Genomic DNA, 13,440 nt, shown 5'->3' on the forward strand with positions numbered 1-13,440 from the left:
CATCTCCCGGTAATCTCTTTCCTATTTGCGTACTTTTTCAATTTCCTTCATCATCTCGTCTACTAGGTCCTGACCAAACTTTTTAGAGTAGTCATCAATAGTAGGCTGAATAACCTCTTTCATTTTTTGCTTTTCTTCCGCAGATACTTCGTTTACATTTGTTCCTGCAGCCTTTAGTTCTTCAATCGCTTTGGCATCTTCTTCCCGACTTATCTGGCGCTGATATTTGCCTGCTTCAACAGCTGCATCTTTTAAAATCGTTTGCTCTTCCTCAGAAAGACCATCCCAGAATTTCTTACTTACCAAGAATACAAATGGCGTATATACATGCCCAGTCAAACTTAAATAATCCTGAACTTCATTAAATTTATTTGACTTAATAGTTGCAAGCGGATTTTCCTGACCATCTACTGTTTTACTCTCAAGTGCGGTGAAAACTTCTGAAAAAGCCATTGGTGTTGGATTTGCCCCAAGCTCTTTAAATGCATCAAGATGGACTTCATTTTGCATAGTTCTGATCTTAAGCCCGTGGAAATCTTCCGCCTTTTCAACAGGATGTTTACTGTTTGTCAACTGGCGGAACCCATTTTCCCAGTAGCCTAGTCCAATAAGCCCGTGTTCTGGGAGTTTTTCCAGTAGTTTTTGACCAACTGGACCGTCAAGGACCGCATCAGCCTCTTCAGGCGTATTGAACAGGAATGGGAAATCAAATATTCCAAATTCCTTAATCATTCCTACTAACGGCGATGTGGAAGGGATGGTAATCTCCTGAAGTCCTCCCTGAAGAGCCTCAGTCATTTTTTGGTCATCACCTAGTGTCGCGCTGTAAAATGGCTTTACCGTTAACTTCCCACCACTCTTTTCCGCCACAATTTCACTAAACTTTTTTAATCCTAGACCTTCTGGATGGTCTTCATTCAGCCCAATTCCTGCTTTGATCGTTCTCTCCTGAATCCCGTCTGCCTTATTTTCCCCATCACTGTTACCGGTGGATGCAGAACCACATGCACTAAGCAGTAGCATTCCTGGAATAATAATTCCTACACCCAATTTTTTTAGCCAACTTTTCATTTACACTTCCCCCTTATCTCGTTCCTTTACTATTTGGAATGGTCTCTTGACCTACTTGTTCCCTCAAGTTCTTATGATTCTTTACTTCTTTGTTAACCAGGTACTTTGGGTATTTTTTTTCAATCAGCACATCCATAACCCCCACCGCTGCCTTTGTCCTCATTTCCGCCTCTGCTTCTTCTGAATACCAGGCAACATGTGGTGTTAAAATCACTTGATCCATCGAAAGAAATGGGTGATGTGCATCAATCGGCTCTTCTTCAACTACATCTAAAGCTGCTCCCGCTACCTGTCCTCGCTCAAGCCCTTCAACTAGAGCACTTTCATCAATAACAGGACCCCTTGAAGTATTAATAATCAAAGGTTTCTTTTTCATCCTCGCAAATTGTTCTTTTCCAAGCATCCCTTTTGTATCCGGAGTCAATGGAGCATGGACAGAAATGATATCCGACTCTTCTACAAGCGTTTCAAGAGAGACGAGGGTAACACCCTTTCTCTTTGCCTCATCTGCTGGAAAGTAAGGATCCGAAGCGATGATGGTAAGCCCAAGTGGCTTTGCCTTCTCGGCAAGTGATTGAGGTATCCTGCCAAAACCAACAAGACCCAGTGTTTGATTACGCAGTCGATGAATCGGTCGTGTCACCTTAAAGTCCCAATTTCCGATTTTCACTTGTTGATTTGCTACGACCACTTTCCGTACCCATGACAAAATCAAGGCTAATGCATGATCTGAAACTTCATCCATACAGTAATCAGGCACGTTCGCTACACATATCCCTTTCTCTGTAGCCGCCTCCAAATCAATCGTATTGACTCCGACACCATATCGTGTGATCACCTGACAGTTTGTCAACGATTCAATCACTCGTCTACTTAGCGGTGCATACTGATTGATAATACCGTCTGCATCATGGCAAGCATGAATGACGTCATCTTCTGTACGACATTGGGCTGCAATTACCTCGATTTCCGGCGATTGGTATAACACCGCCTCCTCAAATCGAAGATCTTCAAACTCCCAGTCTGTTACCACTACTTTGAACTTATCCAAAACTCCACCTCCAATAAAATTACGTTAAGAAATCAAGCGGAACCATAATAATAGAAGGAAATAGTATCAACAGAATAAGGACAATAATATGAACTAGAACAAACGGCCAAATCCCTTTTGTCAATTCAATGATATTGATCTTACTGATTCCGCATCCGACATATAAGACCGTTCCGACTGGAGGGGTAATTAAGCCAATACACAAGTTAATTACCATAATAATTCCGAAATACACAGGATCAATTCCGGCCATCTTTACTAGCGGCAGAAATACCGGTGTGAAGATTAAGATAGCTGGTGTAAGATCCATGACAAGCCCAATAGCCAATAAAATTAAATTAATTAATAAAAGCAACATTAAAGGATGTTCAATCAGCCCACCAAGAGCCCCTGCCATTTGTCCAGGGACGTCCGCAACGGTGATCATCCAAGCAGATACCATTGCCGCTGCTGCAACGAACATAACCACTGCGGTCGTCTTTGCTGCCGCAACAAGGACATTATGCAACTCTTTTAATTCCAATTCACGGTAAACAAATAATCCGACAAATAAGGCATAGAATGCAGCTACCACAGCCGCTTCTGTAGGTGTAAAAATTCCTCCCCTTAAACCGCCAATGATGATAACAGGAAGAAACAAAGCCCAAATTGCTTTTGTAGTAGACTGTAAAATCTCTTTTGATGTTTGTCGTTTTGGAAGTTCACTTTTATCTTTTCGAGCAATAAAAGTCCATGCGGTAATGAGTCCAGCACCCATCATGATGCCCGGAACAATTCCACCCATAAATAATTGAGTGATTGAAACACCTGCGGTTACCCCAAAAATAATCATTGGAATACTAGGAGGAATAACAGGTGCAATAATTCCTGAAGCACAAATTAATCCCGTAGAGCGATTAACATCGTAACCCCTAGCAATCATCATCGGTATTAAAATGGCCCCAAGCGCAGCCGTATCAGCTACTGCTGAGCCGGACAATCCGGCAAACAAAATACTTGCAATGATGGCTACATACCCAAGCCCTCCTCTAATATGGCCGACCAAGGACATGGCAAATTCGACAATCCGCTTAGAAATACCTCCCGCGTTCATCAATTCCCCTGCTAGCACAAAAAACGGGATCGCCATAAGTGAAAAGTTATTTGCTCCATTGATGAGGTTCTGCGCTACAATTTGTGCATCCATCATATTTAAAGCAAACATAATTGCAACGCCACAAAGAATTAATGCAAAAGCGATAGGCACCCCAAGTGCAAGTGTCCCAAACAACGAGCCAAGAAAAACAGCAACCATACATTTGCCTCCTTTCGGAAATATGTTTCAATTCGTTTAGTAGTTTTATGGTTTTATAACTTCCTCAGTGGTAGAAATGATGCTAAATTGTGAATTGGACTTTGAAGTAAATGCCTGAATCATTCTTATGATAATAATCAAGGCCATTGCAATACTGGTAATAACCCCTATTCCATAAAGAAATGAAAGCGGAAGACCTGTTGCTGGGGCGGTGCTGTTCATATTTAACACTGTCATTTTCCAGCTGCCTACAAGTAATAGCCATAAAACATATAACACTAATAAATTACTAATAACAAATGCTATTTTCTTTAATTTTATCGGCAGCGCATTGACAACAACATCGACACCCAGATGCATATTATCCTTCAGGCAGGCAATCGCACCAAGGAACACCAGCCACACAAACAGAAATCTAGACATTTCCTCCGACCATGTAATGCCTGAATTGAAAATGTAACGAAGAATAACATTTCCAAAAACGAGAATTGACATCGTAGCCAGGGATAAAGAAATACTCCCATTGAGGATTTTTATACAGACTTTGCTGAGTTTTTGTAACATGAATAATTCCCTCCTTTAGTCGGCTTCAGCTTTGATCCTTTCAACCAAATCTTTGGCCCACTCATATTCTTGATAGATTTCATCGTATAAAGGCTGGGCGGCCTTCTCCATTTCATGTGTGAATTCTTCAGATGGGGTAGTGAACTTGACTCCATTTTCTTCGAGAAATTTCTTGTCTTCTTCATAGCTTTTTTCAAGTAATTCGAATTCATATTCTGCGGCAGTCTTTGAGGCTTTTTCAATAATTTGCTGTTGTTCCTTTGATAAACTGTTCCAGAATTGACTATTAATGATATAGACATTCGGGCTGAACATATGCTTAGATTCCAGAACGTCGCTCTGTACTTCATACCATCCTGATGCTCGAAGGGTTGCAATCGGATTGTCTTGGCCATCCACAACATTTTGTTCTAATGCAGAAAATATTTCTGAAATAGGTAGTGGTGTAACATTTGCTCCTAGTAATTTCCCAAGAGTAATGTAGTTTGGAATATTTGGCATCCTTAAGCGAAGGCCATCAAACTCTTCCAAGCTCTTAATCGGTGTATTTGATGAAAACATTCGGAAGCCATTTGCACTCCACGCCAATGGTTTTACACCATGCTCTTTTTCAAGGTCGGCTGTTAATTCTTCGCCAATCGGACCATTTAATACTGCTTTCACGTGTTCAAAGTCTTTAAAAAGAAATGGCCATTCAGGGACAGCCATTTTTGGAATGTCCGCTTGCATGATTAAACCAGGAATCCCCATTTCAATCGTGCCGTTTCGTACCCCGTCATAGAACTCCTTTTCAGCACCAAGCGTACTGTTCGGGAATATTTGAACCTTTAAGCTTCCTTTTGATTCTTCTTCAACAATCTTCTTGAATTTTTCTTTGAGGGCTATGTTCTGTGGATGATCTTCTGCAAAATAATGTGCGACTTTAATCGTTTTTTGAGATTCATTGCCGGTTCCTTGTTCAGAATTGGACTTTTCTGTACCTCCACAAGCGGTGAGGAACAATGATGTAATGAGGATTAAAATCCCTAAAAATGAAAATTTCTTATTCATCTTACCAACTCCTTTTTTTCATTGAGGATAAAATGTAAGCGATAACAAAATATTCAATAACCAAGAGCTCGGATAAGCACCTCCTTTACATTTGTTTTATATTATAAAACTAAGTTATGAGATATTGATAAAAAATAAAGAGGAAATCTTTTTTGTTTTACATTATAAAACTTAATTCCGATATATAAAACTAACCTAAACGTAATATAATGTAAATTTTCTGACTTGTCAATAATTTTCTTGGGTTTTTATCCACTTTTTTCTTTAACAACTTCTTCGCTTCTTGCATCCTTAACTTTTTGAACAAACTGCTGTGCAAGTGAGGTTAATGATTCCCACTCATTCTTGTCTATAAGGTCTTTCCTTAGTAGAGCACCACCAACCCCCACAGCAACAGATCCCGCTGAGATAAAATCCTTCGTATTCTCAAGGGTAATCCCTCCAGTTGGCATCATCGGTATGTGACCTAAAGGTCCACGAATTTGTTTAATAAAATCAGGCCCCAATGTACTTGCCGGGAAAACTTTTACAATATCTGCTCCCCACTCATATGCCTGAAGAATCTCAGTTGGTGTGAAAACACCAGGGATTACAATTTTCTTGTATCCTTTGGCTAGCTCAATCGTTCCTCTATTTAAGGTTGGCGCAAAAATAAATTCTGCCCCCGCCTCAATCGCCATTTCAGCTGACTGGGAGTTGAGTACAGTGCCTGCACCAATTACTGCCTTTTCCCCAAATGTGTTTTTTACCTCCTGAATAGCCCCCAATGCGTCCTCAGAATCAATTGTGATTTCAATGCCGGTAATTCCTCCTGCAATAAGGGAGGACACAACCTGAAGCACTTTTTCCCGACTGACTCTCCGAACAACGGCAATAACACCTGATTCTAATAGGTAAGCCAGGTTATCATAAGTCATGGATTTCCTCCGTTTCATATTTACTTTTTTAATCGAATCTCTCCAGAATCAAACCTATTGATAAAACTGATTAAATGATTGCAAGATGGGTCGAAATTTTTGTTATTCATAGAAGAGTGTTTGCTAGTTATTAGTGTTTTACTGAGAGGATAAAATAGAGTAATTCTTTGGTAGAATTATGTGTATTTTCATCATTTAGAAGGGTTCCGATATTTTCAATAGACACAATTGGACCCCTTCTTTTAACCATACATAAGGATTTCTTCCCATACCGACACCACCTGGTGGAGTACCTATGGGAATCAGATTGCCAGATTTGAAATCATAGGCTATAAGAGGACTTATTACTGAATCTTTTATATCGGTGCAGACTCAGAAATCATTTTCGGAATGCCCAGTCCTTCTGCACCAAGCTTGGATGTGACAGCATCAGGGTAATAGCGCTCAATCATTTGGATTCCCAACGCAGCACGGCGCACACGCTCTTTCACTAGTGAGACGTTGGTGCTTTCCCATTGCTTTCCAGATGGATAGACATCAGGATGATTACGCAAACCAAATTTGATATAAACTGGCGCCAATACCCGAATGATTTCTGGAATTTCATAATAGCGGAGAAAACCTCCGAAATTATCTGGTACCTCAACATACAAATCAATCGGAATATCAATGGCCTGGCGGATGGAAGCTAACTTATGTAGCGTAAGCGCAGTTGGTACATTATACGTTCCTGCCCCAAGGTCCTGCATCAATTTAACAGAGACTGGGTTGGCGGCGCCCATTTGCACTGACACTTTTACAACAAAATCCTCTGGTAGCTGACCGAATTTCTTCATTTCCTTCGTCAGCAGCAAAAGACCTTCATCAGCAATTAATGCACTTCTGAGTCCAAGTTTAGCTCCTCTTTTTAAATCTTCCATCGCATAGACAAGCTGATCGGCACCTTCATGACGCAAACCTATGGATTTCCCACCGCTCGTGAATGGCTGTGCACTAATATCCCATGTACCCCTCGGGCCGACAAACAGGCTAAGTTCCATTCCTCTTTCAGCAGTCATTCGGCACATTTCCTTAATTTCCTCGTCCGTTTGCAACATGATGCCGCTACCTTGTGAAACGCGGTGAATCGTTAACCCATAATGATCGATTTCCTTTAACGTTTCTTCTAGCGCAACAGGACCTTCTACACTTGGCAGTTCAATTCGGTATTGAGCCCCGTCTGGAAATCTTTTATTAGAGGTAGGGAGTTCTGTTAAATCAGTGGATGGATAACCTAGTTTTTCTAATAACTCTCTGGATTCATTCATCTGAAATTCCCTCTTTTCCTATTTCGATTATTTACAGTCAAGGGATGCATCATAGGGGGGTTCTAAATTCAGAATCCCCCTTCAATTCGTTTAGATTAACCCTTAATAAATACAGTTTTAATAGAAGTATAGAATTCTTTCGCCGCTTCTCCTTGTTCACGTGATCCAGTGCTAGATGCCTTCATGCCTCCAAATGGCGCCTGAAGTTCTACACCAGCACTTTCAGCATTAATTCTGACAAGGCCCGCTTCGATTTCATCGATAAACTCAAGGAGTGAACCAATATTCGTGGTGAAAATTGACGCACTTAATCCGTACTTTGTTTCGTTTGCAAGGTCAATCGCTTCTTCTATATCAGTTACTTTAAACAGAGCGATGACCGGACCGAAAATTTCCTCCTGCGCAATGCTCATTTCTGGTGTTACGTTTTCAAAAATCGTTGGTGTGACATAATATCCGTTCGCATGCTCACCGCTTGTCAATGGTTCTCCTCCATAAATAAGAGAAGCTCCCTCTTCTTTTCCCTGTTCGATATACTTGATTACGGTACGGAACTGGCTTTCACTTGCACAAGGTCCCATCCAGATTCCCTCTTTTAAACCAGATCCAACTGTTATTTTTTCTGTTTCTTGAATCAACTTTTCTTTAAATGCCTCGTAAACCTCTGACTCAACAATGACGCGGCTTGAAGCCGTACATTTTTGACCAGTAGATCGAAAAGCTCCACTAATAACGGCCTCAACGGCACTATCTAAATTAGCATCCTTCGTAACAATGACCGGATTCTTGCCTCCCATCTCTAACTGAAACTTGATTCCTCGGCTTGCTGCAGATTTAGCGACAGATTCACCTACAGTTTCAGAACCAGTAAAGGTAATCGCATTTAAGAGCGGATGATCAATCAGTTTCTGGCCAATGACAGAACCAGACCCTGTTACAAAATTAATGACTCCCTCAGGAAGCCCTGCTTTAGCAAAGCAGTCAACTACTTTTGCGGCAGTTACTGCTGCTTCTGTTGCCGGTTTAAATACAACCGTGTTTCCATATACAAGGGCGGGTGCTATCTTCCAAATGGGAATGGCGACTGGAAAATTCCAAGGAGTAATGACCCCAACCACCCCAAGAGGCGTTCGCTTGGTAAACATGAGCGCATCCTTATCAGATGATGGGATAACATCGCCGTCCTTCCGCATGCCTTCCCCAGCATAATAGCGAAGAATCGCAACGCCACGGGCCGTTTCACCTTTTGCCTCAGGGAGAGTTTTACCCATTTCTCTTGTCATCGTTTCAGCAATATCTTCCAGGTTTTCTTCAAGGATATTTGCCACTTTGTATAGAATTTGACCCCTAGCTGCCTGCCCTAGCTTCCTCCATAATTTTTTCGCATTATGTGCAGCCTGCACAGCTTGATCAAGATCCTCAACCGTGGAACTTTGAACATATCCGACAATTTCTTCTTTATTTGCTGGGTTTATACTTTTGATGGTTTCCTCTGATGGGGACTCAACCCACTGATTGTTAATAAAGTTTTTGTACGTTTTTTCCTTCATTTCAGTTTTCATGAAAGCGCACTCCTTTTATTTTAAAATTTTTTCATAACACATTGTTTTTGCTTTTCTAATGCGTGCGGGAACTTCCTTGAGCTTGATCTTTGAGTATGGTTTAACAAGGAGAATCAGAAGATTTTGTTTTATATTATAAAACTCAGTTTATGTATTCTAAACTAAGGCCATTTTATCACACTTGTTTAAATTTTCAAACACATTTTCAGAAAAAAATTGGATAAGCGCGGAGATGCTTTTTTAGAAGACGATTGGAGGGATTTGTGTAAGGTGCAAAAAAATTTCACTTTAACTACTAAAGTTCTTTTTAAGCTTACATATTAAAAAACCAGCGTTCAATCCGCTGGCTTTGACCTAACAAGTATCTTAATTGTTTATTACTTCACGCTTTCCAATTCCAACTTAGCCTTTTCAATCGCTTTTAATCGAATCGCTTCTGAGACTCGTTCATGCAAGTCACTTGCAACTTCAATCGTGAACTCCTGGTTTGAAATAACATCCTTTAATTCCTTGACCGTTGAACAAGATTTTTCAAGCTCCGTATAAACGGCACCATACTGTTTAAAATGATGCGTGTCACTTCCACCAACAACTGGTTTACCAAGATCCAACGCAAATGAATGGACATCCTCTTGGTTTTTCTCGATTCCTCGTGTATGCAGGTCTTTGCCATTTAAATCAAAAGCATCTAATTGAATGAGTAAAGCTGAATGTAAATTCTTCAATGGGGTACTTGGTCTAAATGGATGTGCACCGATAACCAGCATCTCATAGCGAGATACAAATTCTAATAATCTAGCAAATGGGACAAACGCGTCTTTTTCTGTATACCCCTCTAAATCATCTCGTAATGACCGAATATCCGAACGATCACCAATACAGAGGATATGCCCCACTTCTTTGATATCCACTTCCATGCCTGGAAAGACTTTTAATCCTAAAATGTTATAATATCCATCCTGGTAAGGAAATTGCTCATCTAATTTGTCATAAACCTCATGAAAATTTTTCGTATTAAAATGTTCGGTTAACGCTATACCATCCAACCCGCTTTCTAAAGCATGTTTTGCCATTTGTATATAATAATCGACCGAAAAGTCAAATGCCTTTGCTAGCTTTCCGTGTGTATGAAAGTCAAACTTCAATGTACCGCACTCCTTTTATAGAACAAAATGTAAACTATGAACAATCAGTAAATAGAAAAATGTTATAAAAATAAATGCATAATCCAAATAAGTTAGTTTTAAATAACCCGTCTTTAATTGGATGAGCTTGCGATTATTGGTTCCATAAGTAAATCCTTTTGTTTCCAATGCCTCTACCGTTGTGCGCGAACGCTTTGCCGTATTTAGCATTAACGGATAAAATGAACGAATAAAAATTCGTAATAAATAGACAATCTTTCGCCAGTAAAGCAGTCCACTCCGTGATGGCGATTTCCCTCTTAATCGATAGGATAATATAATTTGTTGAAATTCCTCGAAAAGAGTTGGCAAAATACGATAGCCATAGGCAATACTAAAAGAAAGCTTATCAGGAAATCCCAGTCTCAGTAGGGCGTCACTAAATTTTTCAGGATTCAAACTTGAAAATACAGAAACACTTGCTAGGGAAATGCTAGCTAGTTTAATACTTAACCAGAACATAGGGAGCATGGCCTCGATGTTCCCACCAAATAATAGAGAGAGGAGAAATAATAGACCAACCTCTCCTATTAAGCCCAAAATAAGAACAGTAAGTATAAGTGGGCTAACCTTCGCTTTATAGGTTAAGAAAACCATAAAGATAAAATAGCCGATTAAGATTGTGTGGCTATAAATGAACCATGGAACAATCCCAAAATAACAATACCAAATAAGAAGGACGCGCGGATCAAGCCTTGTTAACATGTTTTCTTCCACACTATAGGCTGTTCTCACAAGCTCATTTTTTATATATTCTAGGGAAAGCTTATCTTGAAAAAATTTAGCCAGTTCCAACTAATTCACCTCGTTCTTTAGCGAGTTTCCAACTTTCAACAAAGGATTCCACTGTTAAATGGATTGGAAACTGAAGTTGATTACTAAGCGTAACGATCTGTGGAACAATTAAACCAGCACGATTCAAAATGTCTTCATGAGATAATACCTCTTCCGGTGAGCCGTCATTAATGAGTTGCCCATCGTGCATGACGAGGATTCGATTCGCCCATTCCGCCACAAGCTGCATATCATGTGTTGCAATGATCACTGTATCGACATGTTCTTCAAGCTTCTTAAGCATCAAAACTACTTTATTTTTCGTAGCAATATCTAGATTAGCAGTAGGCTCATCTAAAATAATGATTGAAGGACTCATCGCAACACCAATCGCCAGAGAAACACGTCGTTGTTGACCACCGCTTAATAAACGGGCATCTCGATCTTGCAAGTCAATTAAATCGAAATCAGCCAAAATCCGATCAACTTTTGTTGAATAATCCTCCACTTTTCTCGCTTTTAAGTAATATTCAATTTCCTTTCGAACACTATCATCAATAAACATTTCCTCAGGATTTTGATAAATATAGGCGACATGGTTTGACATGACTTCAGGCGTAAACTTCGTGATTGGAAGATTCGTAAACTCAATATCTCCATCTGAACGTTTCACAATCCCACTTATGACTTTTAAGAGAGTAGATTTACCCGAACCATTGTTTCCAACCAAAGCAACCTTATCTCCCTTAAAAAATGTGGTCGAAACGTTTTTTAGCGCAGCCTTTGGTTGTTTTTGAATGGAACGGTAGTGAACTGTAATATCCCGTAATGAAAGAATGGGGTTTGTACTCTCTTGTTTTACGTTCTCTAGCTCATCAACAACAGGTATTCTCCCGCCAAAATACTCAACAGCTTCTTCTATAGTAATCGGGTATTCAGCATTTTTATTCACATGGTAAGCTGCTAAGGTAACCTGTGGAGGATAGATTTGTCTGAAAACCAACTCGTCTACTCTCGAAAGGGCATCACGTACCTGTTTCTTCCAGATAACTTTCCCTTTATCCATTAACACCACATTGCTACAATAATCTGCAATAAATTCTGCATGATGTTCAATCGTGATTATCGTGATCCCATGTGTTTCGTTCAGCTTTTTTAAAACATCATAGATTTGCCTTGCATGATAGGGATCAAGCTGGGAAACTGGTTCATCGACTATTAATAGTTTTGGTTTCATCGCAATTGCGCCTGCCAACGCAAGTAAATGCTTTTTTCCCCCACTTAACTGCCAGGTAAACTCATTTGCTACGTCAGAAAGACCGGTTACTTCTAACGCCCATTTTCCTCGTTCTTTAAAATCAGCTAACCCATAATTTAACGGTGCAAAAGATGCATCATCAATAACCGTGGGACGTAATAATTGATTTTCAAAGTCCTGATACACATATCCAATTACTTGTGAAAGCTTTGCCACATTATGCTCAGACGTATCTAATCCATCAACAACAACGTTCCCCGAAAATTCACCAACATAAAATCGGGGTATAAGCCCATTCATCGTTTTACAAAGAGTTGATTTACCAGAACCATTTCCACCGATAATCGCAAGGAACTCCCCCTCCTCTATCGTTAAAGAAGCCCCATTTAAAACTTTGGTATCACTACCTGGATATTGAAAACTTACATTTTGAATCTTAACGAATGGGTTAGCCTGCACGGTTGATGTCCTCATTTGATTTGTTTTCCTTACCTTTTTTCAATAAGAATAAAATGATACCCAATGAACAAATAGCTGCAACACCAATTACAATCCAGATCACCATGTCACCATATACATCAACAAACTCTGGCTCCCAAACCGCAAATTCAATATCCATTTCACTTAGGGTTTCAGCACCAAAAGCTACAAGAGATAAAATAATGGCAGTAATCACAAATTTCGGTGTAAATACTTTTCCTGCTGAAACTCGAACTTGACTTGTGCGAGGCTTCATTCCTAGTAATGGTTCAATTTTTCCGTATAATCGCGGTACTAAATACATCGTTGGAAGTAACACAAATAATGTTCCAGAGAAGATTAAATCCGTTAGAAACTCTACCCCTTCGACCACAAAGATACTCTCTGCCAAGCCTTCGACTGCTTCAAAATCCTCTACCCCAATGACAACCTTTAAAATGTCAACCACCGTAGCAATCACGAGGAAAATACCGTAACCCGCGATCGCAGCAAATCCGACCTGCGCTGCATTTTTAGGATTGCGAACGATCATACCACCGATTGCCATTCCAAGTGAAAAAAGTATAAACTTTTCAATTTCCCCAATTCCACCAAATTGTCCAAGCATAAGTTCACCAAAGATGATTTCACCAGTTGATGCACCAATCGCAGCATAAAGCGGATGGAACAAAATACATAATGTTAAAGGTATAAATGCAAAAGCGTCAATGGACAATTCAATTGGACCTAAGTTTACTGAAGGAACCAATTCTGTAAACATGTTGCTTAACCCGTAAAGACACATTGATAAAATAAATACCATCATTTTTTGAGACTGCGTTAATTCGTATGGCTTCGTTACCATAATAAATCCCTCCCCATGTTTTATATCAACTTCATTGTAGGTAATGATTGTAAATCTAGTATTAAGGAATTATCAGGAAATTGT

At 39.8% G+C, this 13,440-nt stretch carries 12 protein-coding genes; all 12 read right to left on the reverse strand.

The genetic code is table 11. The features are described from left to right. Positions 1 to 21: 21 nt before the first annotated feature. The 12 genes from DZB84_RS17935 to DZB84_RS17995 all read right to left on the reverse strand — a co-directional run bounded on the left by DZB84_RS17935 (position 22) and on the right by DZB84_RS17995 (position 13,356). Positions 22 to 1,071, reverse strand: coding sequence for a TRAP transporter substrate-binding protein (locus DZB84_RS17935; RefSeq protein ID WP_116353707.1), 1,050 nt, complete (start codon positions 1,069 to 1,071; stop codon positions 22 to 24). A 13-nt stretch (positions 1,072 to 1,084) separates the two neighbouring features. Further along, complete coding sequence (locus DZB84_RS17940) at positions 1,085 to 2,122, reverse strand: C-terminal binding protein (RefSeq protein WP_116353708.1); 1,038 nt, start codon at positions 2,120 to 2,122, stop codon at positions 1,085 to 1,087. A 19-nt stretch (positions 2,123 to 2,141) separates the two neighbouring features. Beyond that, positions 2,142 to 3,416, reverse strand: a complete 1,275-nt coding sequence (locus tag DZB84_RS17945; protein ID WP_116353709.1) for a TRAP transporter large permease — start codon at positions 3,414 to 3,416, stop codon at positions 2,142 to 2,144. Positions 3,417 to 3,461: 45 nt separating this feature from the next. Next, entirely contained in the window at positions 3,462 to 3,980 is a 519-nt protein-coding gene (locus DZB84_RS17950) for a TRAP transporter small permease (protein WP_116353710.1), read from the reverse strand. Between the two features lie 15 nt (positions 3,981 to 3,995). Then, positions 3,996 to 5,030 carry a TRAP transporter substrate-binding protein gene (locus DZB84_RS17955; RefSeq protein ID WP_116353711.1) on the reverse strand — a complete coding sequence of 345 codons (1,035 nt, stop codon included), beginning with the start codon at positions 5,028 to 5,030 and terminating at the stop codon, positions 3,996 to 3,998. Between the two features lie 248 nt (positions 5,031 to 5,278). Further along, entirely contained in the window at positions 5,279 to 5,947 is a 669-nt protein-coding gene (locus DZB84_RS17960) for a bifunctional 4-hydroxy-2-oxoglutarate aldolase/2-dehydro-3-deoxy-phosphogluconate aldolase (RefSeq protein ID WP_116353712.1), read from the reverse strand. A gap of 356 nt (positions 5,948 to 6,303) precedes the next feature. Continuing rightward, complete coding sequence (locus DZB84_RS17970) at positions 6,304 to 7,254, reverse strand: U32 family peptidase (RefSeq protein ID WP_116353713.1); 951 nt, start codon at positions 7,252 to 7,254, stop codon at positions 6,304 to 6,306. Positions 7,255 to 7,349: 95 nt separating this feature from the next. Beyond that, positions 7,350 to 8,816: an alpha-ketoglutaric semialdehyde dehydrogenase GucD gene (gene gucD, locus DZB84_RS17975; protein WP_116353714.1), complete on the reverse strand. Its 1,467-nt coding sequence runs from the start codon at positions 8,814 to 8,816 to the stop codon at positions 7,350 to 7,352. A 377-nt stretch (positions 8,817 to 9,193) separates the two neighbouring features. Then, positions 9,194 to 9,961 (reverse strand): PHP-associated domain-containing protein, encoded by a 768-nt coding sequence (locus DZB84_RS17980; RefSeq protein WP_116353715.1) that lies wholly within the window; start codon positions 9,959 to 9,961, stop codon positions 9,194 to 9,196. Positions 9,962 to 9,976: 15 nt separating this feature from the next. Next, positions 9,977 to 10,795 carry an energy-coupling factor transporter transmembrane component T family protein gene (locus tag DZB84_RS17985; RefSeq protein WP_116353716.1) on the reverse strand — a complete coding sequence of 273 codons (819 nt, stop codon included), beginning with the start codon at positions 10,793 to 10,795 and terminating at the stop codon, positions 9,977 to 9,979. Then, positions 10,782 to 12,506 (reverse strand): ABC transporter ATP-binding protein, encoded by a 1,725-nt coding sequence (locus DZB84_RS17990; protein ID WP_116353717.1) that lies wholly within the window; start codon positions 12,504 to 12,506, stop codon positions 10,782 to 10,784. The genes DZB84_RS17985 and DZB84_RS17990 overlap by 14 nt, the downstream gene beginning before the upstream one ends. Next, entirely contained in the window at positions 12,481 to 13,356 is an 876-nt protein-coding gene (locus DZB84_RS17995) for a DUF8171 family membrane protein (protein ID WP_116353718.1), read from the reverse strand. The genes DZB84_RS17990 and DZB84_RS17995 overlap by 26 nt, the downstream gene beginning before the upstream one ends. Positions 13,357 to 13,440 lie beyond the last annotated feature (84 nt).

This window comes from Bacillus sp. HNG, assembly GCF_003400205.1.
GTDB lineage: Bacteria > Bacillota > Bacilli > Bacillales > Bacillaceae_L > Ferdinandcohnia.